This window comes from Chamaesiphon sp. (assembly GCF_041738855.1).
GTDB lineage: Bacteria > Cyanobacteriota > Cyanobacteriia > Cyanobacteriales > Chamaesiphonaceae > Chamaesiphon.
Map to the genome: position 1 here is coordinate 1 of NZ_JBGSPA010000151.1, position 23,883 is coordinate 23,883.

26 protein-coding genes are annotated in these 23,883 nt (G+C 47.3%); 15 read left to right on the top strand and 11 right to left on the bottom strand.

Annotated elements, in window-relative coordinates; translation table 11 throughout:
- Positions 1-137: 137 nt before the first annotated feature.
- Genes ACEW9I_RS15700 through ACEW9I_RS15710 form a run of 3 tightly spaced genes read right to left on the bottom strand, consistent with a single transcriptional unit; the run spans position 138 to position 2,672 of the window.
- On the bottom strand, positions 138-506 hold the full coding sequence (locus ACEW9I_RS15700) for an SAM-dependent methyltransferase (RefSeq protein ID WP_373541270.1): 369 nt from the start codon (positions 504-506) through the stop codon (positions 138-140).
- Complete coding sequence (locus tag ACEW9I_RS15705) at positions 503-1,459, bottom strand: PIG-L deacetylase family protein (RefSeq protein ID WP_373541271.1); 957 nt, start codon at positions 1,457-1,459, stop codon at positions 503-505. Before ACEW9I_RS15705 ends, ACEW9I_RS15700 begins: the two co-directional genes overlap by 4 nt.
- Positions 1,428-2,672: an acyl-CoA dehydrogenase family protein gene (locus tag ACEW9I_RS15710; RefSeq protein WP_373541272.1), complete on the bottom strand. Its 1,245-nt coding sequence runs from the start codon at positions 2,670-2,672 to the stop codon at positions 1,428-1,430. The genes ACEW9I_RS15705 and ACEW9I_RS15710 overlap by 32 nt, the downstream gene beginning before the upstream one ends.
- Positions 2,673-2,932: 260 nt before the next feature.
- Here ACEW9I_RS15710 and ACEW9I_RS15715 point away from each other — a divergent pair, with 260 nt between their 5' ends.
- From ACEW9I_RS15715 to ACEW9I_RS15730, 4 genes are all read left to right on the top strand, one after another.
- Positions 2,933-3,742, top strand: coding sequence for a prohibitin family protein (locus ACEW9I_RS15715; protein WP_373541273.1), 810 nt, complete (start codon positions 2,933-2,935; stop codon positions 3,740-3,742).
- Positions 3,743-4,139: 397 nt separating this feature from the next.
- Entirely contained in the window at positions 4,140-5,516 is a 1,377-nt protein-coding gene (locus ACEW9I_RS15720; protein WP_373541274.1) for an MATE family efflux transporter, read from the top strand.
- Complete coding sequence (locus ACEW9I_RS15725; RefSeq protein ID WP_373541275.1) at positions 5,513-6,160, top strand: DUF3885 domain-containing protein; 648 nt, start codon at positions 5,513-5,515, stop codon at positions 6,158-6,160. Before ACEW9I_RS15720 ends, ACEW9I_RS15725 begins: the two co-directional genes overlap by 4 nt.
- Before the next feature lie 15 nt (positions 6,161-6,175).
- Entirely contained in the window at positions 6,176-6,823 is a 648-nt protein-coding gene (locus ACEW9I_RS15730) for an SMI1/KNR4 family protein (protein ID WP_373541276.1), read from the top strand.
- 272 nt (positions 6,824-7,095) lie between these two features.
- Here ACEW9I_RS15730 and ACEW9I_RS15735 read toward each other — a convergent pair whose 3' ends face one another.
- Together ACEW9I_RS15735 and ACEW9I_RS15740 are read right to left on the bottom strand one after the other, a co-directional pair.
- Positions 7,096-7,563, bottom strand: a complete 468-nt coding sequence (locus ACEW9I_RS15735; RefSeq protein ID WP_373541277.1) for a DUF4351 domain-containing protein — start codon at positions 7,561-7,563, stop codon at positions 7,096-7,098.
- Between the two features lie 100 nt (positions 7,564-7,663).
- Entirely contained in the window at positions 7,664-8,836 is a 1,173-nt protein-coding gene (locus ACEW9I_RS15740; protein WP_373541278.1) for a D-alanine--D-alanine ligase family protein, read from the bottom strand.
- 169 nt (positions 8,837-9,005) lie between these two features.
- Between ACEW9I_RS15740 and ACEW9I_RS15745 the strand changes: the two genes are divergently transcribed.
- The gene (locus tag ACEW9I_RS15745) at positions 9,006-10,241 is read left to right on the top strand and encodes an OFA family MFS transporter (RefSeq protein ID WP_373541279.1); all 1,236 of its coding nucleotides are present in this window, start codon (positions 9,006-9,008) and stop codon (positions 10,239-10,241) included.
- A 77-nt stretch (positions 10,242-10,318) separates the two neighbouring features.
- On the opposite strand, the gene ACEW9I_RS15750 is transcribed toward ACEW9I_RS15745, so the two are convergent.
- Positions 10,319-10,906 (bottom strand): TetR/AcrR family transcriptional regulator, encoded by a 588-nt coding sequence (locus ACEW9I_RS15750; RefSeq protein ID WP_373541280.1) that lies wholly within the window; start codon positions 10,904-10,906, stop codon positions 10,319-10,321.
- 120 nt (positions 10,907-11,026) lie between these two features.
- Here ACEW9I_RS15750 and ACEW9I_RS15755 point away from each other — a divergent pair, with 120 nt between their 5' ends.
- From ACEW9I_RS15755 to ACEW9I_RS15770, 4 genes are all read left to right on the top strand, one after another.
- Positions 11,027-11,533, top strand: a complete 507-nt coding sequence (locus ACEW9I_RS15755) for a GNAT family N-acetyltransferase (RefSeq protein ID WP_373541281.1) — start codon at positions 11,027-11,029, stop codon at positions 11,531-11,533.
- Between the two features lie 21 nt (positions 11,534-11,554).
- Positions 11,555-11,701 carry a hypothetical protein gene (locus ACEW9I_RS15760; RefSeq protein ID WP_373541282.1) on the top strand — a complete coding sequence of 49 codons (147 nt, stop codon included), beginning with the start codon at positions 11,555-11,557 and terminating at the stop codon, positions 11,699-11,701.
- Positions 11,702-11,711: 10 nt separating this feature from the next.
- A complete protein-coding gene (locus ACEW9I_RS15765; protein WP_373541283.1) occupies positions 11,712-12,407 on the top strand; it encodes an SDR family NAD(P)-dependent oxidoreductase in 696 nt (231 codons plus the stop codon).
- 249 nt (positions 12,408-12,656) lie between these two features.
- Positions 12,657-13,076, top strand: coding sequence for a hypothetical protein (locus ACEW9I_RS15770; protein ID WP_373541284.1), 420 nt, complete (start codon positions 12,657-12,659; stop codon positions 13,074-13,076).
- Positions 13,077-13,130: 54 nt separating this feature from the next.
- Here the strand turns inward: ACEW9I_RS15770 and ACEW9I_RS15775 are convergent, their stop codons facing one another.
- A complete protein-coding gene (locus tag ACEW9I_RS15775; protein WP_373541285.1) occupies positions 13,131-13,559 on the bottom strand; it encodes a bis(5'-nucleosyl)-tetraphosphatase in 429 nt (142 codons plus the stop codon).
- A 265-nt stretch (positions 13,560-13,824) separates the two neighbouring features.
- Between ACEW9I_RS15775 and ACEW9I_RS15780 the strand changes: the two genes are divergently transcribed.
- From ACEW9I_RS15780 to ACEW9I_RS15790, 3 genes are all read left to right on the top strand, one after another.
- The gene (locus tag ACEW9I_RS15780; RefSeq protein WP_373541286.1) at positions 13,825-15,789 is read left to right on the top strand and encodes a long-chain fatty acid--CoA ligase; all 1,965 of its coding nucleotides are present in this window, start codon (positions 13,825-13,827) and stop codon (positions 15,787-15,789) included.
- Between the two features lie 118 nt (positions 15,790-15,907).
- Positions 15,908-16,357 carry a YlqD family protein gene (locus tag ACEW9I_RS15785; protein WP_373541287.1) on the top strand — a complete coding sequence of 150 codons (450 nt, stop codon included), beginning with the start codon at positions 15,908-15,910 and terminating at the stop codon, positions 16,355-16,357.
- 276 nt (positions 16,358-16,633) lie between these two features.
- Complete coding sequence (locus ACEW9I_RS15790; protein ID WP_373541288.1) at positions 16,634-17,911, top strand: dihydrolipoamide acetyltransferase family protein; 1,278 nt, start codon at positions 16,634-16,636, stop codon at positions 17,909-17,911.
- A gap of 69 nt (positions 17,912-17,980) precedes the next feature.
- Here the strand turns inward: ACEW9I_RS15790 and ACEW9I_RS15795 are convergent, their stop codons facing one another.
- Entirely contained in the window at positions 17,981-18,586 is a 606-nt protein-coding gene (locus tag ACEW9I_RS15795; RefSeq protein WP_373541289.1) for a glutathione S-transferase family protein, read from the bottom strand.
- 60 nt (positions 18,587-18,646) lie between these two features.
- Between ACEW9I_RS15795 and ACEW9I_RS15800 the strand changes: the two genes are divergently transcribed.
- Positions 18,647-19,846, top strand: coding sequence for an ABC transporter permease (locus tag ACEW9I_RS15800; protein WP_373541290.1), 1,200 nt, complete (start codon positions 18,647-18,649; stop codon positions 19,844-19,846).
- A 32-nt stretch (positions 19,847-19,878) separates the two neighbouring features.
- The gene (locus ACEW9I_RS15805) at positions 19,879-20,088 is read left to right on the top strand and encodes a hypothetical protein (RefSeq protein WP_373541291.1); all 210 of its coding nucleotides are present in this window, start codon (positions 19,879-19,881) and stop codon (positions 20,086-20,088) included.
- A gap of 115 nt (positions 20,089-20,203) precedes the next feature.
- On the opposite strand, the gene ACEW9I_RS15810 is transcribed toward ACEW9I_RS15805, so the two are convergent.
- The 3 genes from ACEW9I_RS15810 to ACEW9I_RS15820 form a co-directional block, all read right to left on the bottom strand.
- Positions 20,204-20,401: a hypothetical protein gene (locus ACEW9I_RS15810; protein ID WP_373541292.1), complete on the bottom strand. Its 198-nt coding sequence runs from the start codon at positions 20,399-20,401 to the stop codon at positions 20,204-20,206.
- A gap of 198 nt (positions 20,402-20,599) precedes the next feature.
- Entirely contained in the window at positions 20,600-21,370 is a 771-nt protein-coding gene (locus tag ACEW9I_RS15815; protein WP_373541293.1) for a peroxiredoxin-like family protein, read from the bottom strand.
- Complete coding sequence (locus ACEW9I_RS15820) at positions 21,367-22,704, bottom strand: cytochrome P450 (protein ID WP_373541295.1); 1,338 nt, start codon at positions 22,702-22,704, stop codon at positions 21,367-21,369. The genes ACEW9I_RS15815 and ACEW9I_RS15820 overlap by 4 nt, the downstream gene beginning before the upstream one ends.
- 79 nt (positions 22,705-22,783) lie before the next feature.
- On the opposite strand from ACEW9I_RS15820, the gene ACEW9I_RS15825 reads away from it, so the two are divergent.
- Entirely contained in the window at positions 22,784-23,539 is a 756-nt protein-coding gene (locus ACEW9I_RS15825) for an MBL fold metallo-hydrolase (RefSeq protein ID WP_373541294.1), read from the top strand.
- The last annotated feature ends 344 nt before the right edge of the window (positions 23,540-23,883 follow it).

A 23,883-nucleotide genomic window follows, 5' to 3' on the forward strand; every position in this document is an offset into this window, starting at 1 on the left:
ATGACCGCTAATTATCAACAAGCAGAGCTTATTGATAATAATTTATGAAACACTTAGTTTTTGAGGATTGGTAGTGATTGGCTCAAACACAGTCAGGTAATTGATTTGATGATGAGGCTAGCCTCATCGAACTCAGGTCAATAGTAACCTACTTCTGAAAGTACGATCAGGTCAAACTCGCGATCGGGAAATTGTTGCGGTACAGACATCAATTGAAAATCAATATGCTCCAGATGCTGACACCGCTCGATCGCTTGAGATTGGGCGATATCTGACACATCTACTGAGAGTAAAGCATCACACTTACCAGCAAGTTGCTCGGTCAAAATCCCGATCGAACCGCCAATTTCAAATCCTGACTGATAGCGATCGCGTGGTAAAGCCGCAAGTGTCGCCAGATATTTTCGGGCTTCATACTCACTAGTAGCAAATTGCCAAGGATCGGCATTTTGTTGATATAAAGCTTCAAAAAAATCGGGAGTTAGAGATGCTGGATTGGCTGTCATAAAATTTCCTCAAAATAAACTTCCCAGGGGCGTTGAAAGTTGGCGAGGAGTTCGGCACTCAGACAGAACCCATCGGAGTCATCATCAATGAGTTGACCGAGTTGGGAACGATAGGCGGCGATCGCTTGACATTTTTGCGCCAATACTGTGGAGACGTCCAGCCGCCAGCCGGATATTTGCCCTAGATCTGCTCTGGGCTGTTGCTGTGCGGTATCCCAATCCCAGATCGGATATTCAATTATTTGGGGGGTAATTCCCAAGCCCAAAATTGCTGCTTGAATCAGTTGCCAAGTGGCGCGATGATCGGCATGAGGATCGAATCGCCAGGGCAGGAAGATCGTATCTGGTAAAGCTGTGGCGAGATAGTTTTGACAGAGTGTTTTGGCTTTGGAAAAGTTGAATGAGGTTAGTGTCGGTACCGAACCATCTTTGAGCCTCAAAAAAGCGATTTGCTCCGGCTTTACCCCAAGGACTGCCAAAGCAGTAAGAGTTTCGCGTTCGCGCACTAACTGAAGGATTGGTGCTGGGTGTGTGCGTGAATTGGGGTGTGACATCGTGCCATCACTAACGATCAGGACGCGGACATCATATTGCTGGCTACATAGTAAAGCGATCGCCCCACCACAGCCGAGCGTTTCATCGTCAGGATGTGGTGCCACCACTAGCACTCGCTGCCGATCGATCGCCCCAATACCCAGCAATGGGAGATCTTCAGGATCGGCTAAGAGCAAACTGCCGTCAGCACGATCTTTGAGCTGTAAACTCGTTATTGCAGACAACCCAGGTATCGGATCGCCCAGTAGGTATGGAGCGAGGCGATGCTCGGAGTCACCGCCATCTGATTTGGTTAAGTCAATATCTACTCTAGTGTTAGTCCGCGTAGGCGGACTTTGCATCACTAGCGGCGGTTTTAACCGCTCGTCAACTTGAGATGTTTGGGGTAGCTGGTTCATGAGACCAAAGAGATCCTGTAACAACATTTTGGAGCACATATCGTCCCACCATGGCTAGCGAGGCATCAAAAGCAGGTTGACGCAGGTACAGAGTCAAATCGCGAATGATGCGTTCTAGTGGTGCGGGGGGTAATAAGCCTCGCGTACCGACCGATCGCTCGGCAAGTTGAATTGTCTCCATACAGATTTGCTCGATCGCCGTCCGCACCATATTGCAATAAGCGACCAGAGCTTGCGCTGTCGGGTCGGTGGTGGCTGGGTCGCCTGCAAATGTGGGGTTGTACTGCTGGAGTTGAGCGGTGGCACCTTGGAGCCAGAGCTGACCGCTTTCTAGCCCGATCGCCATCTTGCCAAACCGCTCTTCTTGATAGGGGTCTTTGGTGCGATCGATCGATTGCAAGAAGTGGCGCGCGGCATCTACTAAGGCTGCGGCACCACCGAGCTGGACGGCAGCAAAGCGGACGACCCCAGCAGTCAGCCACGGCTGGCGGTAGTAGTCTCCAGGCTGCCCGATCAGTTCGCTCTGGTCGAGGATGACACCTGTAAAATCGACCTTATAACTCGCGGTTGCCCGCATCCCCGCAGGTTGCCACCAGTCTGAATCGATCGTGGTTTCGGCTTCGTCCATCGCGACGATACATAGTTGCCAGTCGCCATTGGGGAGCGTCCCACCGACGAAAGGTCGATCGACACAGCCGCAACCAGTCGCAAAGGTTTTGGCACCTTCCAGACGATATGTGCCGTTATGAAGTGGGAAGATCTTGACGCCGTCATCAGCCTCTGCATTCCAAACCCCAAAAATCTTGTGCCGATCGCGTACATCTGCTGCATACTTATCGATCTGGGCGGGTGTGCCAAAAGTCTGAAGCAGTTGCAGTCCATTAACATGACCCTCATAAATCCTCCCTACAGCGAGATTGGCGTGTCCGATCTCTTGCAAGATGTGCAGAAGATCCCCAATCGAGCTAGTCTCGATGCCCAGTCCCAAGCCACCGAGTTGGGGTGCCAACGGTGCGGTGAGTAGACCTGCACTTGCGATCGATTCAAATTCGCGCGCTGGATACACACCATGTCGATCGATCGCTGCTGCGTTTTGACGGCAAAAATTGGCGATTTCACCTGTCTGTTGTAGCAGGTTGCTGAGATTGAGTTTTGGCAGCTCTAGTCCAGCGGGGCAAGATTCTAAGCGTGCAGGCAAATGTATAGCAGTCAAAGCATTATCCTCTGCTTATGTCCTTATCTCTGATGTTAATTTCTGTTTAGATTATTAGGTAATTTTTAAATTTTTTGCTCTACCAGATGACAGAGAGCTGACTATTTGCTCTTAAATCAGATCCGCTGGTTTTAACCCTAGTGCGTTACGGCTGATGCCGATCCAAATCTCGATCGCGTCACGTCTCTTTTGAAGGATTGAGTTCTAAACTAAGAGGTGAACCGATAACAGTAGCTTGGACTACCATTGGCACCGTTCTTATGGAAACTATTAACAAATCTAGCTGGCAACAAACATTAGCCTTTGGCTTGGTAATTCTGCTAGCCTTTATCGGATTCAACTCCTTTGTCGTCATCAATCCTGGGCAAGCTGGGGTGGTGAGTGTTTTGGGCAAAGCGGCTGATGGCGTGCTGTTGGAGGGCGTTCATTTCAAGCCACCGCTAGCAGGGAAAGTAGACATCTACGATATTACCGTCCAGAAATTTGAAGTACCCGCGCAGAGTTCAACCAAGGATTTGCAGGATTTGACTGCTAGTTTCGCGATCAATTTCCGGCTCGATCCCGTTCAAGTGGTGAATATCCGCCGGACTCAAGGCACCCTCGAAAATATTGTCTCGAAAATTATCGCCCCCCAAACTCAGGAATCTTTTAAAATTGCGGCAGCGCGACGGACGGTAGAAGAAGCAATTACCAAACGTGACGAACTCAAACAAGATTTCGATCTGGCTCTGGGCAATCGCTTGGAAAAATATGGGATTATCGTCCTCGATACTAGCGTTGTGGATCTAGACTTTTCGCCAGAATTTTCCAAGGCGGTAGAAGAGAAGCAAATCGCCGAACAACGCGCTCAAAGAGCAGTCTATGTCGCCCAAGAAGCTGGACAGGAAGCCGAAGCCACCATCAACCGTGCCAAGGGTCAAGCCGAAGCCCAACGCTTGTTACGGGAGACGCTGACCGCAGAGTTATTGCAAAAGCAAGCGATCGATAAATGGGACGGCAAATTCCCGCAAGTAATGGGTGGCAATGGCGCACTTCCCTTCATCAATATCGATCCTAATAAAACAACCTAGCAGCACAGAGTTCATCCAATTTACTTAAATAGCCCAAGTTGCTACCTACACATTGCCAACGACTGAAGTCGTAGCTACAGTTGCAAAGTCCGCCTGTCTTGTCTTGACCGAAACGCACGCTGAGGAGACCTCAGCGCGATTTCGGTCGCTGATTCGCGCTTTCCGTCGGGGAACAAAGGCGGGCGCGAATCGCTACGCGGACTGAAATATCAGTCCGCGTAGGCGGACTTTGCACTCCGAGGAGCGGTTTCTAACCGCTTGGAGTATAGGTAGCAACTTGGGTTAAATAACCCTCGCATGTCTGCTGGACGATCGAGGATTTAATAACTTCTCCAAAATTGTCGCTCATCTCCCATCCAACCCTTTATCCCCTTCCTCAACCGCTCCCATGATGCCGATGAATAACAGCAGCTCCACAATGACCAGAGCGGTGCTTGCTCGTGAAGTTAAAGCCTTTTTCGCCCTCGCGATGCCCCTTGCTGGCGTCCAACTCTCCCAAGCGGCGATCGGGTTTGTCGATACGCTGATGATGGGTAGGATCGGGCTAGAAACCCTGGCTGCGGGTGGATTGGCAGCACTGACCTTTAGTGTTTTTCTCTATACGGCGTCGGGTGTACTGATGGGTATCAGTCCGATGATTGCTACCGCTTACGGTGCTGAGGATCGACAGCAGATCGAGCGTGTCGTTGGGCAAGGGTGTTTACTCGCGATCGGTTTAGCGATTCCGATCTCATTTTGCATTGCCAATTTTGACACCTTGATGCGTCAGTTGGGACAAGCAGAAACGACGGTAGTTTTGGGTAGTACTTATTTGGATATTATGGCATGGGGATTCTTCCCCGCTTTGGGGTTTTCCCTGTTGCGGGGTGCGATCTCAGCGATGTCTCATGCGCGAATAGTCATGTCGATCGCGATCGGTGGGACGATAATTAATATCGTGGGTGATTATGTGCTGGGCTTTGGTAAGTTAGGTTTTCCACAATTGGGAATTACTGGGTTAGCAATAGCTAGTATCTTCGCAATTTGGGTGATGTTTCTTGCCTTAGTTGGCTATATCCTGACCCAGAAAGAACTCAAGACTTATCGATTTTTTCGGAAGATTTATCAGCCGGATCGCCAGATACTTGGATCTTTAATTCGCGTTGGCGTACCGATTGGGGTTGCTACAGCTTTAGAGATTGGACTATTCACAATCGTTACTTATTTGATGGGTTTACTAGGTACCGAAGTCCTCGCAGCGCATCAAGTCGTATTGCAAACGATCGCAATTACTTTTATGGTGCCACTCGCGATGTCCTATGCAGCCACGATTCGTGTCGGGCAAGAAATCGGTCAAAACAATCAAATTGGCGCGACTCGGGCTGGTTATGTCGGTGCAGCGATCGGATTGTTATTTATGCTCATGATGGCAGCAATTCTGCTATTATTTCCCCAGCAAATTATTGGTATTTTTCTCGATATTAACGATCCGCGCAATGCTAATGTCATCCCTTTAGCTACTGGGATCATGACGATCGCGGCAATTTCTCAGATTTTAGATGGCCCTCAAAAAATTATTATGGGTGCGCTTTATGGTTTACAAGATACCCGCATTCCGGCGATCCTGAGCTTCTTTGCCTTTTGGGGCGTAGGTTTGACGATCGGTTATTGGTTGGGATTTCACACATCATTGGGTGGTAGCGGTTTATGGCTCGGACAATCGATCGGGATTGCGATTTCTGCGGTGATGTTTTTCTGGCGGTTTCATCATTTAGTATCGAAAAAACACTTATGACATGCGATCGAGCAATCGAGTCAAATACTTATCGTGCCAGAATCTTACAAGTATTCGGCGAACAAGCTCTAGAGCATGGACTATTTTATCTCCATCCCTACAGCTTGCGGGTAGAACTCTCAGGTGACAGACCCAATATTAAAATGTTTCTACGCGCCTACGAGCGATCGAAAGCAATTATTGACTTTAGTTTAGGCGATCTTCAAACTGTTACAGTCTGTCTAAACTTTTATGGAAACTCCACACTGGTCAGTAAGCTATCTGTTTTTCGTAGTCTCCGCAAGTGTGGAATTAATATTCCCAAGACAGCAGAAATTTGGCAAAATCAGGAGCCACCCGTATTTGATGAAGATGGAGATTTTTTTAGAACATTTATCTGTTTTGATATCGAATTTAGCCAAATCGATCTATTTCTTTGGAGTACACTCGCAAATGAATTAGGAATCAGACCTCGCAGTAACTGTAGTTTATATTTATTCGATCTCGAGCGACAAATTTTATTTCATCTCTATGAAGATCGCGGCATGGATATTATTGGTGGCAATAAAGCTCTACTAAAACAGATATATATCAAGTTCAACAACTGGCTATTAGATTACGATCTGCCGATAATGGACAATTATTTTAAATTTAAACCGTACTAGAATCGTTGCTTCGTTATGTCTAAACTTCTTGAAGAATTTGCATATATTTTTGAGTGGATGGAATATACCGTTCCTAACTTAGCCGATCGCTATAATCCAGGTTTAACCCGCCAGCAGATCGATAATCTAGTTAAAGATTTGCCATTTAAGTTGAGCGAGGAAGTTTATGAACTTTATCAATGGCGAAATGGACAAGCTGATTTGGGCTATTATAACGGAGAATGTATCGTTGATTTTTTATTTCCTGACCATCATATTGCAGGAAATCTATCAATACCTTTTTGGTCTTTACAAACTGCTATTCAAAAATGCTACTATCTATGGCAGATGGAAGAATCGAACTCGATAGATCCGCCTTGTGAAGGTTTTCATCTGTGGGAGCGAAAATGGTTTCCGATTGCATCAATGGAAGACAAGACTCTATTAATTGTGATTGGCGATCTCGATCCATCGCCCGTCTACCAGATTGATTTCATTTTTTCTCAGAACCCATTAAGAGTTTACAAAAGCCTCACCAGTATAATTTCGACGATTGCTGAATGTTGTGAATCAGAATTATATACAGTTATTCCAGATGAATATAACGAAATGTTCGTCGATATAAAGCTAGATGAGAAAAGACAAGAAACTGAGAAAGCTATATATAAAAAATATAACTCTTGAAAACAGATATTGTCACCACTAGTCACTAGGGTGGCACTGCCCATGAGCAAACCTTTACTGAACAATAGCTTTAGCTTTTTTCTCAATCGAGTATGCTGCTAAATTGAACGAGATAGTTATTTGTTCGATCGCAATTATTTGGCTCAATTATAATTATCGAGCGATAGTCTTAGCTCGATATTTATTAAATAGACTCAATTATTTGATTTCGATCGATCGAGTCTAACCGTTCGCGGAGCGTACCGGAGGTAATGGAACCCAATAATTACAACTTATGCTAACCACTGCTCTAAATTGGCGATTGAGGTAAAGTCTAATAGATCTTCACCTAACAATTCTACTCGCTCTAGAGACAAAGCCTCAATTCTAGTCAACAGCTCAGGACTGACATTCCCCAACTTCCGATTTAGCTGTCTGGTAACTAACCCTCTAGCTTCCTCAACGCGCCCTTGATTTTTGCCCTTAACTTCACCCCGTTGCTCCCCAACCAACTCAGCCGCCTGAATCTTTTCCAAATACAAAGGTGATAACTGCATAATTAATTCTTGCTCCTCCGGTTCTATAGTTAATCTAGCTTCCAAAATCACCTTCAAATTACCCAACAGCTCCAATACATTATCTCGCTGTGGATGTTGAGCTGGCAGAGCCGCCACTTCCTGAATCGCTTGCGCCGTTCCTAAAGGAGACAGTAAGGAATCTAAGAAGTTTTTCGCAAATTCATCATGGGGGAATTGAGTCATGGAAACGAGTCATAGTAATTAATCCGTACTTATTTTAAGCCCTTCCACCATCTACACTTCAGGTATTTCAAGAAACCTAATCCCTCGCACACTCTCCCCATTACTTAAATAATGCCCGCATTCCCTCTTGACGTTTGAGTGCTAGCTTAGTAACTTGACGCTTCTCGGCTTGCCGAATGATGCGATTTAATAACTCGGTATATACCAACGGCGGATTAGACTTTACCCAGAGGTAAAAAGATAACGAACCAGGAAGGGTATTGATCTCATTAAAATAGAGCTTGTCGCAACTTGCATCGATGATAAAGTCGATCCGCGAGACACCAGCACAGCCGAGGACTTTAAAAGCCTGTTTGGCGTAGTCTAAAGCAGCTTGTTTGAGTGTAGGATTGAGGTCTGGAGGGTCGATGATGCGGGATAAACTTGCCATCCCTTGCGATTCGTTACCGCCTGTCTTTTTGCCACCGTCATCGCGCAGATACTTCTCTTCAAAGGTGAGGACGCCACTGAGGGAGATGGGCATCTCGATGACAGATGCGGTGATTTCGTCATCTTCTAATACCGAGACATTGACTTCTAGAATATCCTTGACGCAGGGTTCGACGATCGCGTGACTATCATATCTAAAGGTATTTACCAAGCAAGCATTTAATGTCCGCTCGTCTTTAGCCACCCCAATCCCGATACTCGAACCCAAATTACAAGGTTTGACGAATAGGGGAAGTTGTTCCAATCCTGGCGTCGCAAATATCTGTTCTCGAACGGCTGCAAGGCTTTTCTGAGCATCGCGGCGATCGATCAGTGCCGCAGGTAAAACGGGAATCCCCGCCGCCTTGAGCATCATTTTACACTGATATTTGTTCATCCCCAGTGCGGCAGGTAGAACACCACAACCCGTATAGGTGGCATCCGCCATCTCCAGCATCCCCTGAATGCAGCCATCCTCACCAAAGGTACCGTGGAAGGCGAGAAAGTAGATATCGACAGGGATAATTTCGGTATGGCGATTGAGGTACGTCAGTCCCTTGCTCCCAGCAATGGGGAGCAGTGCGACTTCCTGCGCTTCGGTGACAGAGTTGGGGAGGCGACGATAAAAATTTTTGTCGAGCAGGTTGTCGCCAACATACCAGCGTCCGGTTTGGGCGATGTAGACGGGGATAATGTCATACTGGGTGACATCGATGACGTTCATCAGTTGGAGAGCTGTGATGACGGAGATTTCGTGTTCGACGGATCTCCCACCGAATAGGACTGCGAGGTTTTTCTTCTTCATTGCATCTGCCGATCGTGCCGAACAACATTTTACGATCGTTTGACCGGATTCTTGGCAAATTACCCGATCGGGATCTGGTAGATGGCTTGTACTGGTACTTTTCGCAATTGTGCCTGATGGGATGAATCTCTTTTCGTCTATACTTCACTGTTGAGACCAAAAAAATATCATGAACGACCTGAAAATATTCGGCTTACCAGCTCGGCAAGGTCGATGGCTATTTTTACCACTAGGTATTACGGCGATGCTCTGTCTGGGTACGGTTTACTCCTGGAGCATTTTTCGCAAGCCACTGACAGAGGCGTTCCAACGGCAAGGGATCGCCATTAGCGCAACGGATACCTTACTCCCCTTTGCCACATTGCTGGTAGTATTTGCAATTGTGATGCCGATCGCGAGTAGATATATCGAACGTTATGGCGCAACCAAAGTCACCGCTGTGGGGGGGTCGATCGTTGGTTTAGGATATTTCTTGTCAAGTTTCGCTACGAGTATTCCGCTCCTAGTGATTACTTATGGTCTGATTGCTGGTGCTGGGGTGGGAATTGTCTATGGTGTGCCGATTGCTGTCACTGCGAAGTGGTTTCCCGATCGCCAGGGGTTGGCTGTAGGTCTGACTGTAGTTGGCTTTGGGCTATCACCTTTGATTACAGCACCGCTGGCTGGGGTGGCGATCGCTAGTTACGGCATCGACAGCACGTTTAGAATTTTTGGGGTGGCTTTTATGGTAATTTTATTGGCGATCGCCAGTCAGCTCAGATTTCCGCCCACAGACTGGCAACCCAGTCCCCAGCAAATTTCCAGCTCCGCTAGTTTCGAGCCAGATCGATTACTGAGTTCGCCGAGCTTTTTTGCATTGTGGAGCTGCTATGCGATCGGTACTCTGGCTGGTTTGATGGCGATCGGCATTGCCAATAATGTGGGCAAGGAAATCATCGGACTCGACACCAATATGGCTACTGCGTCAGTGTCAATTTTTGCGATCTTTAACGGGATTGGTCGCCCAATTTTCGGTTGGTTGACCGATCGCATCCAGCCCAAAATGACCGCGATCGTTTCCTATGTGATGATTCTAGTCGCCTCGATCGTAATGTTAAATACTGGTAAAGGTCAAGTTGCCAATTACTTTTTTGCCTTTAGTTTATTGTGGTTGTCTCTGGGCGGATGGCTGGCGATCGCACCCACGGCAACACTATCGATGTTTAATCCGGTCAATTACACTAAAAACTATGGGATAGTTTTTACGGCTTATGGGGCAGGAGCCTTGGCTGGAACCCTAGTCGCTGGTAGTGCCAAAGATATTTTCGGTAGTTATACTAATGCCTTTATTCCTACTGCAATTCTCTCAGTTTTGGGGATCTTAATTGCTACTTTCGCGCTCAAGCCCGACCCTAAAAAGAAATAATTTTGACACTTTCAATGGTATAGTAATCGCTAAGGCTGTTAGGACATCAATCTCATTTAATTAGCCCTCAAAAAGTATCAAATCTGATGCCGAACGAATAAGGTTTCCACCAACTTTTGAGCCGTTTGCAATCGTTCGGGATCGTCTGATTTTGCCACCCATGCTGCCAACTCATTGAGCGAACCATTGACCAAATGAGCGAAACCTTCTGGATCGATCGTGTCTAATTTACCCTCTCTAAAGACTCGATCGATCGCCTGATGGAGCAATCCAAATCCAGATCGATCGAATTCTACTAAGGTATCCACCGCCAAAACCGCTGGAGCTTCAACCAGCACTAGCCGCCGCAGATCCTCCCGTTGGGCAATTTCCAAGAAAGCTTGGCAGCCAAATACTAACTGTTGCCATGAATCGTCAATCGACTCTACCTTGGCGCGGAGATAACCAGTTATCTCATCATAAGCTTCGGCAACTACCGCCTGAAAAACTCCCAACTTATCGCCGAACTGGTGATATAGTGCCCCGCGCGTAATTCCCAACCCCGCGATAATTTCCTCGGTACCCGTAGCAGCATACCCTTTGGTTGCAAACAACTGACGCGCTCGATCGAGTATGGCACGGCGGGTGCGAGCGGTTTGTTCGACCTTAGTCAGTTTGACAGGCATATCAGCTTACCTTTATTTAGCATTCAGACAGTATGTATCTTGACAACAAAAAGAGTGTTGCTGTATAAAGGATACATACAGATTGTATCTGTTGTGGGGATTCTCTTCAAGGAAGTTGAAATGCAAACTACACTAAACGTCCGCAAAGCCAAGATCGCCGATATCCCATTTCTGGCTCGAATCGAGTATGAAGCGTCCTTACCACCGCTGAATCATTGCTTCTGGGAAGATATTTTGCAAGGCACAGACACGAGTGTATTGCCATTCATCGAGGCTCAATTGAGAGCAAATGCTTCTAACTGGGGGTCTATAACTGATTTCTTGATTTTAGAAGAGCAGGGTCAGCCAGTCGCCGCAGCAGCAGGGTATACCCCAAATGCTGAAGATTATTGCCCATTGCGGCTATCTTGCCTAGCCAAAATCGCTAAGCAATTGAACTGGTCGATCGATGTTGCTACCGCCTTTGGCGATCGCTACGATCGGTTCTGGGGTGGCGATAGCCGACCATTTTTTCTCACCCCCCAAGCACCGTGGATCATTGAAAATGTGGCTGTCCTACCCGCAGCACGGGGGCGCGGGTTAGGAAAGGTATTACTCAGAGCCTTGCTAGATGAAGGGCGATCGTAACAGCATTCTCACGCGGGAATTATGGTAATCAATGGGAATGATGTGGCTCGTCATACCTATGAATCGATCGGTTTCAAGGTTTACCAAACTTTTCATGCCGAGTACTTCAGCCAGCAGTTTAATCTCGAATTTCCAGGGATTACTAAATTTGGTATGTGTTTAAAATAGCAGCACAGGTATGTCATTCGAGACGGTAATTGTGGCTGGTGCTAGCCGTGGGATTGGGCTAGCTGTTGCCGAACATTTAGTATCCCAAACCGATCGATTGTTGGCAGTTGCGCGGACTCCAGCACCAGTTGGTGAGTGGATTCAGGCAGATTTGTCCGAGCTTGGAGGTGTAAAAACAGTAGCACAGGCGATCGGGGACGATCGTTTAGATGCCTTACTGTACATGGGCGGAACTTGGGAAACTCATGCTTTTACCAGTCAGTATCGCTTTGAAGATTGTACTGATGCGGATATCGAGCGCGTAATTGCTGTCAATTTAGTGGCTCCAATTCGATTGGTTAAAGCCTTATTACCTGCCCTGAGACGATCGCCTAATCCCAAAATTATGTTTATGGGCGCGCTGTCTGGTCGGGATAACTTTCCAGGGCGAGAAGTTGCTAATAGTGCATCTAAATTTGGGTTGCGAGGTGTCGTGCATTCATTACGCGAGGAGTTGCGATCGCAGCAAATCGGTGTGACGATAATTAATCCTGGTAATGTTGGGACTCCCGAAGTTCTTGCCGATCTGGCTACAGGTAATTTATCAGAAGGCGAGGTAATTCCTTTAACCGATCTGCTGAAGATTATTGATTGCATTCTCTCCTTATCGCGGGCAACTTGTATTAAGGAAATCGATGTCCCAGCGATGCTGGGTAAGGGTGCTTAAAACCTTGGTTGATTTTATAGCGTGAGATCTCTACAGGCTTTATGCCTATCGCGTGGTCAGAAATCCAGCTTCAGGTCAGGTATTACAGAAAAATGGATTGATAACCGAAGGCATTCTCCGTCAATGAGTCCGCAAGTGGGGCGTATTTGAAGACGTGAAGTTATGGGCAATTCTGCGACGAGACTGGCAAGGCAAAACCGGATAGTAATGCCATCTAAATAACAGCCAAGAGTCAATTTTGGGAGTAAAATGAGAGGTCAAAATTGGTATATCGCTCTACTAATCGGCTCGATGTGTCTGATTCGGTTTAGTCTCAGTGCTGTTGGCTATGTCGATCCACTGTGGTTGATGGTACAACTTCATATCCCGATCGATTCAAACATCCAAATGCCTTACATTATTCGGGTGTGGGCGATTAGAGACATCGTGCTAGCGATCATCGTAGCTGTTGCCGATTGCCAGACTGTGAGGACACTGTTATTAGCGTGCATTGCTATTGACATTACGGACGTTGGATCGGCGCATTTGAGTGGTGTATCAGGGTTGTTTGATGCCTCGGAAACTCGATCGCTACAACTTACAGCGATCGCGGCACTAATCCCAGAAATCATCGCGCTAGCTTTACTAATTATCCGAGCATCGGATCGAATTGAAGTTGAGAAAAACTAGCTAAAATATTTAGATCTAAAGGTTATTTGTTACCATACATTTGACAAGTCTGAGTTAACCCTCAAAATAAGCATCAACTTCAGCCAATAGTGGATCGATCGTCTGCGCCTGAATGTGGTGGGGTGGGTGCCAGTCGATCCATTCGTAGCCGAGATGTTCGGTAATAGTAATCGTCGTTTGGGGATCGACCCATCCTAAAAAAATGATTAAGGTCTTTTCGACGATCGCATTATTCAATCTAGCAGACTGGGGATAATAGATCGATCGATACTCAAAGTCTGGCTCGATCCGCACAGCACCAGCCGGAATTCCAGTTTCTTCAGTCATCTCTCTGAGAGCGCATTCTCGATCTGACTCGCCAGATTCTACGTGTCCTTTGGGCAGATCGTAGCGATCTCGATGCTTCATGAGTAGGAAAGATTTTTGCGGGTCGGTGCGCTCTCCTCGAAATAGAATAAACCCACAGGCTTTGACTTGTTGCATACGGCTAATGTGTAAAGATCGCAATTTACACTCTATTGTAAATCTGGGTGGGTAGTAGATCGATCGTCGATCTGTGCCAGAGACATTTGGATCGAGGCTGTCTTTCATAGCAGTTAGGCAACATACTACCAAAATCAACCACCTTACTTTCTGTCACAACCGATCGCCGAAGGTGGCGATCGCCAGTTAATCTAGAACTATAGCCACAGCTAACTGATGCACCCTAGCACCATTTGGCATAATAAAAATTGCGAGAGTGATAATTATGACAACTTCTAGATTAGCAAAATATCCATATCAAATTACCGATCGAGAGCGTGATAATCTCAGTCAAACGATCGATTATAGTCAGATAAATGCTATTCCCGAAATTTGGGAAGTAGTTGCTGCAAAATGTGGTGAAGTTATGGCGTTAAATGCACCACATAGCAAGCCAGAAGTTCGGCTGACTTATCGAGAGGTCGCCACTCAAATTAGACTATTTGCCACAGGACTGCAAAGCCTAGGGATAAAGCCGCATACTGGAGTAGCGTTATTTGCTGACAATAGCCCTAGATGGCTAATTGCCGATCAAGGGATCATGTTGACGGGGGCGTTTAATGCCGTTCGGAGTTCTCAAGCCGATCCTCAAGAGTTATTAGCAATTTTAGATAACAGCCAAGCACAAACATTAGTAGTTGAAGATCTAAAAACGTTGGCTAAATTGAGTGATAAATTAGGCGGTCGATCGATCGATTTAATTATTTTACTCTCTGACGAGCAGCCAGATTTAGATTTGCCGATTAAACTGCTCAATTTTAGTCAGACGATCGCGCTCGGTCAAAGCACAAAGTTTGTACCTGTTGCCCTCAAACCAACAGATCTAGCGACTCTCATCTATACTTCCGGCACTTCCGGCAATCCCAAAGGGGTGATGCTCTCCCATGCCAATCTCCTGCATCAAGTAAACACTTGCGGTACGGTGATTCCCGCCCAACCAGGCGATCGAGTGTTGAGTATTTTGCCCTCTTGGCATAGTTACGAGCGATCGTGTGAGTATTATTTGCTCTCCCAGGGCTGTACTCAGACGTACACCAATATTCGCTATTTCAAGCAGGATTTGAAAGATATTCAGCCAGAATACCTCGTCGCCGTTCCTCGGCTGTTGGAGTCAGTTTATGAAGGCATTCAGAAGCAATTTCGCGAACAACCCGCTAACAAGCAAAAACTGGTTGATACGCTCTTGGCTGCGAGTAAAAAATATATCGAAGCGCGGCGAATTGTTCAGGGACTGAGTTTGGAATGCTTGCAGCCGAGTTTGGGTCAAAAGTTGAATGCGCGGCTCCAGATGGCGATTCTAGCTCCGGTTCACGCGATCGCTGACAAGCTGGTGTATGCCAAAATTCGGGAAGCGACTGGTGGCAAGATTAAAAATATCATTATCGGTGGCGGTTCGCTTGCCAAACATCTCGATCTATTCTTTGAGATTGTAGGTGTAGATGTGTTGCTCGGCTATGGTTTGACCGAGACTGCACCGATTACCAATGTCCGCCGTCCGTGGCAAAATCTCCGCCTCTCGTCGGGACAACCATTACCAGGAACTGAAATCAAGATCGTCGATGTCGAAACTCGTCAGGAAGTCGCGATCGGCAACAAGGGATTAGTATTGATTCGGGGGCCGCAAGTGATGCAAGGTTATTACCGCGATCCTGAAGCTACCGCCAAAGCGATCGATCCTCAAGGCTGGTTCAATAGTGGCGATCTAGGGATGCTCACGCCCAAAAACGATCTGACCATTACCGGACGTGCCAAGGATACGATCGTCCTGAGCAATGGTGAAAATATCGAACCCACCCCGATCGAAGATGCCTGTCTACGGAGCCAGTATATCAGTCAGATCGTCCTCGTCGGTCAAGACCAAAAATCCCTCGGCGCGATCGTCGTCCCGAATTTTGAAGCCTTGCAACAATGGGCGATCGCTCAACATTTACCACTAGAATTGTCGGAAGATCGAGTAGTCAACTCATCCGATCTCGATCGTCCCCAAATTATTGCCCTCTTTCGGGATGAACTCAACCGCGAAGTCAAAAATCGACCTGGGTATCGCATCGATGACCGGATTGCCGTTATCAGACTCATTGCCGAGCCATTCAGCATCGAGAATGGACTGCTCACCCAAACTCTAAAAATTCGTCGTCCAGTTGTGATGGAGCGGTATCACGGTATGATTGACGAGATGTTTGTCAGCTAAGTCGCTACCAAGGTAGCCGTGCCGACACATCAAGCGCATCGCCAGACAGGGAATAGGGTATGGGGTATCACCGCTAGCCACTAGACCAATAGCCACTAGTTACCAAAATTACCTAATCATGGATCCATCAGAATCTCAACTATTACTCAAACGGGTCGTCGCGATCAAGGCAGTTGTAACCCAACGCTGGAAAGACGAAACCCAACAACTATTGCAAAACCAAATTAGCGAACTCGACGGACAGCTCCAACAACTGGAAATGCAAGGTCAAAGAGCAGTTGCTGAAATCCAAAAACAAAGCCTGCAACCGCCTGGGCCTCAAGTAGTTCAGCAGATTGAAAGCATTCAAATGCAAGTCAATCAGCAAAAAAGTGAACTGCTCGAACAAAAAAATCAGGCTTTACAACAACTCCAACAAGTTCAATTTCTCGAACTAAAACAGGAAGTAAGTCAAGGTCAAGTTGAAGGTTATTTTGCAGTCAAGCTTGGTGACAATTTGATTTCCAAAATGAACGTCGAAGTCCTCCTCCATGATGGAGTAGTGATGGAAATTCGGGGAAATATCTAAAATTAGAGGGTAGAGAGTAGAGGGTAGAGGGTAACGAATCAGTAACGTGTATTGTCTAGAGGGAACCTCCAAGAATGTAGGGTGGGCAATGTTCACCAGATTCTCAGGCTACGAACTTAGCTTTGAGGAAGGAGAATAAACTGCGGTACCATCCACTCTCTACCCCCTACCTACCCTCTACCCTCTACCCTCTACCCTCTACCCTCTACCCCCTACTCTGGGATAAGATGGAAAGCTGCAAGCTCAACCTAACTGTTCGATCCCAGAATATCCATCATGGCAATCCGCGAAGTTTTCATGCCTGCTCTAAGTTCCACCATGACGGAAGGCAAGATCGTCTCCTGGCAAAAATCACCAGGAGAAAAAGTCGAAAAAGGTGAATTCGTTGTCGTGGTGGAATCCGACAAGGCAGATATGGATGTTGAAACCTTTTATGGTGGATATATCGCCACTATTATCGTCCAAGCTGGAGAATCTGCGCCAGTTGGGTCAGCGATTGCTTTGATCGCCGAAACTGAAGCCGAAATCGAAACTGCGATACAGCAAGCCCAAGGCAAATCTCAACCTGCGGTCACGCCAGCAGCAACTCCCACCCCTGAGCCAGCTATGGCAGCAGCAACCGCACCAGCAGCCACCGCCGCAACTAGCCTCAGAAGCGATCGACCGATAGTTTCGCCACGTGCGCGGAAACTCGCCAAAGAACATGGCATCGCCGTCGAGACACTACATGGTACTGGCCCCAACGGGCGAATTACGGCTGATGATGTCAGTACTGCCGCAGGCAAAGCACCCGCACCTGTCGCACCCAGCCAGCCGATAACGCCACCAGTAGCAATACCCGCAGTTGTCCCCCCAGTCGCAAATATTCCGGCGAGTGTTTCAGCGCAAATCGTTCCCTTCACTACGTTCCAAGCGGCTGTCAACCGCAATATGGTAGCAAGTTTGGCGATACCTACCTTCCGAGTTGGTTACACGATCGAAACCAATAATCTCGACAAGCTCTACAAGCAAGTAAAATCCAAAGGCGTCACCATGACAGCACTGCTAGCCAAAGCCGTCGCCATCACCCTCGCCAAACACCCCAACGTCAATACTTACTACTCCGACGCGGGCGTAAATCACCCCAGTGCCATCAACATCGCCGTTGCGGTATCGATGCCCGATGGTGGCTTAATTACCCCCGTCCTCCAGAATGCCGATCGACTCGATCTTTACTCCCTCTCGCGGATGTGGAAAGATCTAGTCGATCGCGCGCGGATCAAGCAGTTACAGCCTCAGGAATACAGCTCTGGCACCTTTACCATCTCCAACCTCGGAATGCTCGGAGTCGATCGGTTTGATGCCATCCTCCCCCCAGGTACGGGTGCAATTCTCGCGATCGGTGCGTCCCATCCTCAAGTAGTCGCCACTGATGAAGGTACATTTGCCATCCGCCGTCAGATGCAGGTCAATCTAACTGCCGATCATCGCGTGATTTACGGTGCCGATGCTGCCAATTTCCTTAAGGATTTGGCTCTGTTGTTGGCAACAGATACTCAATCACTGACACTTTAGTTCGAGCGCAACAGATAAATATCTGCTGAGATCTAAATGGGTAGGCAATACCCAGCCTACCCATTTAGATTATGTTGCGGATATTGTGATGTGCTTTGGCTGACGAGTTGTGCGATTGCACCAACCTAGAATGGCTGGAAATTTGCTCAGATCGAAGTTTCCTTCCTCCGCAACATGGGTATAAGCATAGAGCGCGATGTCAGCAATCGAATAGCGATCGCCTACAAAATAGTCATGTTTGGTTAAATGTTGCTCCATCACCTCTAGAGCAGCATAGCCTAGTTGCTGTTTTTGAGCGATCGCTTCACGCCTTTGTTCTGCTTGCTGGAGGATCGAGATCCAAAAACGGACAGTTGCAATATTTGGCTCGTGACTATATTGCTCGAAAAATAGCCACTGCATCACCTGAGCGCGTTCCCATCTATCTGTGGGTAAAAAATCCGACCCACCAGCGAGATAATAGATAATGGCATTAGATTCAGTTAAGTACTGTCCTGGACTGATTTCCAATACCGGAGTTTTCCCAACCGGACTCATTGCCAAAAATTCAGGAGTACGACTCTCACCTTGGAGGATATCGATCGGTATTCTTTGATAAACTATTTCTAGTTGGTTCAGTAATAAGCGAATTTTATAACAATTGCCGGATCGTGAGTAATCGTAAAGTTTGAGCATTATTTCGACCTAGTGAAGATGATAATGAAAGGTGATAAGTTAATTCAGATATAAATTGCGATGAATTGGTGGCAACAGTTAAAACAGAACGGATTAGCCCGCACGGGCGCGATCGCTCTCATCTTGATGTACTTTACAGTCATAGCGGCGGAGTTCATGGCTCCGTACGATCCTTATGTAGCTCAAGATGATGGCTCGCTGTTGCCACCCACGGCTATTCACTGGACAAGTCCTGAAGGTAGTTGGATTGGGCCGCATATCTACCCGACGACTCAGGGTCAAACCGATATCAATACAGGCGATCGCCTCCTGAAAATTGACACTACTAAACCATCCCCAATTAACTTATTCGTGCGGGGTGCCAGTTATCGGATCTTGCCGATAAGTATTCCCCTCTTACCAAAATTCGATCCAGCAACTAGCAAGAAAAGTCAAGGTAAAGCCCCAATCGTCAAAACTAAAGCTGACTCTCAAGAGATAACGATTTTCGCTGGTATCCCCTGCGATTGGCATCTCTTTGGGACGACAGGTGTGGGTAAGCTCAATCTCCTCGGTACTGACGAACAAGGTAGAGATCAATTTAGTCGGCTGATTTATGGGGGGAGAATCAGCCTATTCATCGGTCTAATTGGTGTTTTAATCTCCTTCCCAATCGGGATGATTTTAGGTGGGATTTCGGGTTATTTTGGGGGCTGGATCGATGCGGCGATCATGCGAGTAGCCGAAGTATTGATGACGTTACCCAGTCTCTATTTATTGGTAGCTCTAGCTTCAGTATTGCCCGATCGGGTTAGTAGTTCGCAACGCTTTTTACTCATTATTGTCATTACCTCGTTTATCAGTTGGGCGGGACTAGCACGAGTGATTCGCGGTCAAGTATTGTCGATTAAGGAACGAGAATTTGTGCAAGCAGCCCGAGCGATGGGTGCAAAACCATTTTATATTATTATCCGCCATGTCATTCCCCAGACTGCTACTTACTTGATTATTTCCGCCACTCTAGCTATTCCTAGCTTTATTGTGTCTGAGTCAGTATTGAGTTTGATCGGATTGGGGATTCAACCACCCGATCCATCGTGGGGCAACTTACTTTCGATCGCCACCAATACTTCAATTCTCATCTTCCAACCGTGGCTAATTTGGCCGCCAGCACTACTAATTATCCTCACAGTATTATCATTCAATTTACTGGGTGACGGTTTGCGAGATGCACTCGATCCGCGCAATCTCCAACGCTCCTCACCAAATTCATCGCTCTGAGCATAGCAACATTAATCCGATCGCGATGAACCATGCCAGATCTTCAACCAGATAAAACCGATGCCATTCTTGGCGAACAAACTCCACCACCTGTAAATGCACTAGTTTTGGGTGGCGTAGCTGGCATCGAGCAACAACTCATTAATCAATGGGGTTCGATCTTAGTGGTGCAGAGGAGTCCTGAAGCTGAACTTAGAGATACTCTAACCCGCCTTGCAAAACTCTCGCTTAACTTGGCGTAAATACGAAAGACGATCGATCCAACTTGGATCGATCGCTTTCCGATTTCGAGCACTTGTTGTAGTTCGGTTTACATTGGATTAAATCGCTTGGCTAATCTATTTAAATACATCCCATTTATTTTAGATTGTCTAGTATTTTATCTGTTGGTACTAGGATTATTCTACCTTCAGCCACAGCATCTAAGACTTGAGCGATCGAGCCTTGTCCGCCGTGTTGATAGCCTAGTGACGCTGCTAGATTCTTGAGTCGATCGACTGTTTCGGGTGCTACTCGCGCGTGAAATTCTTGACGATCTAGTTTTTTTCGTCCCATTTTGGATTCGATCGATAAGGATTACTTACCATATTAAACGGGATATATATAACTTTCAACTTAGCAATCCACCAGCGCGACGCTCGTTAACCAAGACATCCATCACGGCACCCTTAATCATCTGGCTGATGTTGGCACCGTCGCCACGGGGCACTGGTCGCTTACGCGAAGTATTTCGGGGCTATTTGGGCGATCGATCTAACTCGATGTATTCAGAAATAAAAGTGGTTGGCTCATATTGGCAGCAAATCCGAGAATACCGCGATCGCGATGTGAATATGCCAACGCGCCGCGCTCGTCAAATAGAAAGGTACCACCGCGTTGCGTTAGATAGGTAGGATCGGGTACATAAGTCTGCCAATTTCCCAGCACTTCTACCATGTTTCGCAGCCTCAATGTTGCTAGTTCAAACGGTCTTTGAAACCCGCTCCCGCCTGCTAACTGAAAAAAAGATCCTTGAATTGGTGGTAACGGTTTCGCCTTGACAATCTCGGTATCAGCGATGAGTTGGGGCGCAGATCGATCGCCCAAATAGCCCCGAAATACTTCGCGCAGCGTACCTGGACTCCCAATCCCCGCACACATCAAAATCAGATTCACCCAAGCATTTTGAGCGGGTGTAAAGCGAGGTAATTTGAGTGCTAAACCTGGATAAAGATCGAGCTGGGAATGTAGTTTGGCGTCAGGATCGACAAATAACTCAGAGGCGGGAAATCCGGTGAAATCACAGAATTTCAATCCAGCAGCTCGATCGCCAATTCCCACCATCCGCACCGCTACACCTTTGTCCTCAAGCTGGTTGCGCTCTCGTTGGAGCCACCACGCATATTCGAGACTATCAAAATCACCCAGTTGCGGACAAACTATGACTAACAAGGGTTGAGCTGCACAGCCGCTCAGGAGTGGTAGTATTGTGCCATCGCTCACCCGCTGGCGATCGGTTTGGCTGAAGATTGAATAAATGCTCATACAGCTAATTTCTGAAAGTTGACTTTTAAACCGTCACGGGGGTGCAACGTGGGAATCGGATCGAGGGTGAGATTTTGGTTGGGTAAAAGTTCCCAACTGTAGTGGCGTAGCAATTTGGCGGCAATAATTTTGAGTTCCATCTGTGCGAATGCCATCCCGATACAGATCCGCGCACCGCCGCCGTAAGTGACGAAGGTATAGTCGCTCGGTTTGGAGTCCGATCGATCTGGATCGAATCTGTCAGGATCGAAAGTCTCCGGTGCGGGATAAGCCGACTCATCGAAATGCGCTTCAGGTATCCGATAAAGGACTTGCCAACCTTTGGGCACCCGATAGCCATTGAATTCAAATTCGGTGACGACACCCCGAAAACCACCGCCAATGGGTGGATACATCCGCTCTACTTCCCGCAACACGCGATCGAGATAGGTCATCTGTTTGAGACTATCGATCGAGATGGGCGTGTCTGTGCCGATATGTGCCTGTTCGGCTCTGGCTGTGGCGAGAATTTCTGGATGTCGAGCCAGTGCCAAACAGAGCGAGGTGATTAGCGATGTGGTAGTTTCATGTCCGGCAAATAGTAATAGTAATGCTTGCACCTTGAGTTCGGCGACACTGAGCCGATTGCCCTCCTCATCCTGACTCTGGACTAGTAGTCCCAATGCGTCCTGAGTGGGCTGCTGTTGCCGCTCCAGCACTACTTTCTCGATATGTGCGAGGAGAAGGTCACGAGCCGCGATCGCCCGTCCATAGGTCGTATAGCTCCAGTTCAGAGGCAATGTAAATAACCCATTCGTCAGTTCGCCAAATAACCGACTCAACTCGGTAGTTTCGGCACCTGGTTCGCTGCCAATGAGTAGTACGCTGGCGATTTCAAAGGTGAGATTTTTGAGTTCGGGCAACCAGGTGAGATTACCTGTGTGCGTCCACTGGGCGAGATAGCGATCGGTAATTTCATTCATGGTGGCGACATAGTTTGTCAATGCTTTGCCATGAAACGCTGGCATCATCAGCCGTCGATTGCGCTGATGCTCGGCTCCCTCTTGCAAAAATAACGATGCTCCCAACAATTCCTTAAAATTATCTGGCCAACCATCGCGCCAGGAAAATTTGTCAAAATTGGTGGCTAAAATAAACTTATTTGCCGCCGCACCGCTCATCACCACAGTGGGACGCCCGATGATATGCGTCCGAAAGATCGCCCCATGCTGTCGCCGTCGCTTGGTGGCAAAATCAGGATCGATCAGAAATGAGATGGTTTCGCCAATCCACGGTAAGCCAGACGTTCCCGGCGGTAAAGGTAAGCTAGCAGTAGCCGATCGATCTGTAGGCATCATATTTTGGCTCGTGGCAATCTCGATCGCGGCAGTGTTAAATTATTTTAAGGGATATTTTTGAGATCGAGAAATTTTTATGCAACTCACTTGGCTGGACAACAACTCTTGGCTCATCGAACTGAGCGGCAAAAATATTTTATTAGATCCTTGGCTCGTCGGCGATCTGATCTTCGGCAACCAACCCTGGTTATTTCGCGGTACCAAGACAGTCACTCACCCCGTACCTGCCAATATCGACCTGATTTTGATCTCCCAAGGATTGCCGGATCACGCCCATCCACCGACATTGGAGATCTTGGAGCGATCGATCCCCGTCGTCTGTTCGCCCAATGCCGCTCAAATAGTCCAGCAGCTCGGCTATGAGCGAGTCACAGTTTTAGCACATGGTGAGAGTTATCATCTGGCAGACGTCGAAATCAAAGCAGTTCCTGGCTCACAAGTCGGCCCCACGACGATCGAGAATGGTTATATCTTACGTGGCGATCGTAGCCTGTATTACGAACCCCACGGCAGTCACTCACCCCAGCTAGCAACTGAAGCCGCGATCGATGTCATCATTACACCGCTAATAAACCTCAAACTACCATTACTAGGTGCGGTAATCAAGGGTCAATCTACTTCCCTCACACTATGCGAATTGCTCCAGCCACAGTTTATCCTTCCCACGGCGGCTGGTGGTGAGGTCAACTTTGAAGGTTTTTTAGCGTCGATTTTGCAGACGGAGGGCACAGTTACAGATTTCCAGAACGCACTTGCCGCCAAATCTCTGCCGACTAAAGCGATCGTACCCCAACCTTGGCAACCTGTGAACCTACAGCTAGCAAATGTCTGAGTGCTACTACTCAGCGGCACCGTCACGAATAAATTTTAACAGCAGACAACAACGACAGGATTCGCACCTGCATGACTGGGTATACTCCACAGCGTTTTGGCGATATTACTTAGTATGCTCGATCGATAGCATTTTGTGTAAATAATCAAAGCAAATAAATATAATTAGTGAAGAATTCCTTACTATGACCGAGAAGAAAGTACGTAAGAATTCAGGTGTGGGAAAGGGGAATGAGAGAAGGCATTGCCAAGTCACAAGAATGAGCAGAAATAGCCTCACGGAAAAAAGCCATCGCAGAACGAGCTTGAAAGCGACAAGTTTGAATGACACTGAGTAGATTCGCC

What these genes read in the sequence shown, in the direction of transcription:
- ACEW9I_RS15700 (WP_373541270.1), bottom strand. Translation starts at nt 506, where the DNA reads ATGACAGCCAATCCAGCATCTCTAACTCCCGATTTTTTTGAAGCTTTA.
- ACEW9I_RS15705 (WP_373541271.1), bottom strand. Translation starts at nt 1,459, where the DNA reads ATGAACCAGCTACCCCAAACATCTCAAGTTGACGAGCGGTTAAAACCG.
- ACEW9I_RS15715 (WP_373541273.1), top strand. Translation starts at nt 2,933, where the DNA reads ATGGAAACTATTAACAAATCTAGCTGGCAACAAACATTAGCCTTTGGC.
- ACEW9I_RS15720 (WP_373541274.1), top strand. Translation starts at nt 4,140, where the DNA reads ATGAATAACAGCAGCTCCACAATGACCAGAGCGGTGCTTGCTCGTGAA.
- ACEW9I_RS15725 (WP_373541275.1), top strand. Translation starts at nt 5,513, where the DNA reads ATGACATGCGATCGAGCAATCGAGTCAAATACTTATCGTGCCAGAATC.
- ACEW9I_RS15730 (WP_373541276.1), top strand. Translation starts at nt 6,176, where the DNA reads ATGTCTAAACTTCTTGAAGAATTTGCATATATTTTTGAGTGGATGGAA.
- ACEW9I_RS15735 (WP_373541277.1), bottom strand. Translation starts at nt 7,563, where the DNA reads ATGACTCAATTCCCCCATGATGAATTTGCGAAAAACTTCTTAGATTCC.
- ACEW9I_RS15740 (WP_373541278.1), bottom strand. Translation starts at nt 8,836, where the DNA reads ATGAAGAAGAAAAACCTCGCAGTCCTATTCGGTGGGAGATCCGTCGAA.
- ACEW9I_RS15745 (WP_373541279.1), top strand. Translation starts at nt 9,006, where the DNA reads ATGAACGACCTGAAAATATTCGGCTTACCAGCTCGGCAAGGTCGATGG.
- ACEW9I_RS15750 (WP_373541280.1), bottom strand. Translation starts at nt 10,906, where the DNA reads ATGCCTGTCAAACTGACTAAGGTCGAACAAACCGCTCGCACCCGCCGT.
- ACEW9I_RS15755 (WP_373541281.1), top strand. Translation starts at nt 11,027, where the DNA reads ATGCAAACTACACTAAACGTCCGCAAAGCCAAGATCGCCGATATCCCA.
- ACEW9I_RS15760 (WP_373541282.1), top strand. Translation starts at nt 11,555, where the DNA reads ATGGTAATCAATGGGAATGATGTGGCTCGTCATACCTATGAATCGATC.
- ACEW9I_RS15765 (WP_373541283.1), top strand. Translation starts at nt 11,712, where the DNA reads ATGTCATTCGAGACGGTAATTGTGGCTGGTGCTAGCCGTGGGATTGGG.
- ACEW9I_RS15770 (WP_373541284.1), top strand. Translation starts at nt 12,657, where the DNA reads ATGAGAGGTCAAAATTGGTATATCGCTCTACTAATCGGCTCGATGTGT.
- ACEW9I_RS15775 (WP_373541285.1), bottom strand. Translation starts at nt 13,559, where the DNA reads ATGCAACAAGTCAAAGCCTGTGGGTTTATTCTATTTCGAGGAGAGCGC.
- ACEW9I_RS15780 (WP_373541286.1), top strand. Translation starts at nt 13,825, where the DNA reads ATGACAACTTCTAGATTAGCAAAATATCCATATCAAATTACCGATCGA.
- ACEW9I_RS15785 (WP_373541287.1), top strand. Translation starts at nt 15,908, where the DNA reads ATGGATCCATCAGAATCTCAACTATTACTCAAACGGGTCGTCGCGATC.
- ACEW9I_RS15790 (WP_373541288.1), top strand. Translation starts at nt 16,634, where the DNA reads ATGGCAATCCGCGAAGTTTTCATGCCTGCTCTAAGTTCCACCATGACG.
- ACEW9I_RS15795 (WP_373541289.1), bottom strand. Translation starts at nt 18,586, where the DNA reads ATGCTCAAACTTTACGATTACTCACGATCCGGCAATTGTTATAAAATT.
- ACEW9I_RS15800 (WP_373541290.1), top strand. Translation starts at nt 18,647, where the DNA reads ATGAATTGGTGGCAACAGTTAAAACAGAACGGATTAGCCCGCACGGGC.
- ACEW9I_RS15805 (WP_373541291.1), top strand. Translation starts at nt 19,879, where the DNA reads ATGCCAGATCTTCAACCAGATAAAACCGATGCCATTCTTGGCGAACAA.
- ACEW9I_RS15810 (WP_373541292.1), bottom strand. Translation starts at nt 20,401, where the DNA reads ATGGGACGAAAAAAACTAGATCGTCAAGAATTTCACGCGCGAGTAGCA.
- ACEW9I_RS15815 (WP_373541293.1), bottom strand. Translation starts at nt 21,370, where the DNA reads ATGAGCATTTATTCAATCTTCAGCCAAACCGATCGCCAGCGGGTGAGC.
- ACEW9I_RS15820 (WP_373541295.1), bottom strand. Translation starts at nt 22,704, where the DNA reads ATGCCTACAGATCGATCGGCTACTGCTAGCTTACCTTTACCGCCGGGA.
- ACEW9I_RS15825 (WP_373541294.1), top strand. Translation starts at nt 22,784, where the DNA reads ATGCAACTCACTTGGCTGGACAACAACTCTTGGCTCATCGAACTGAGC.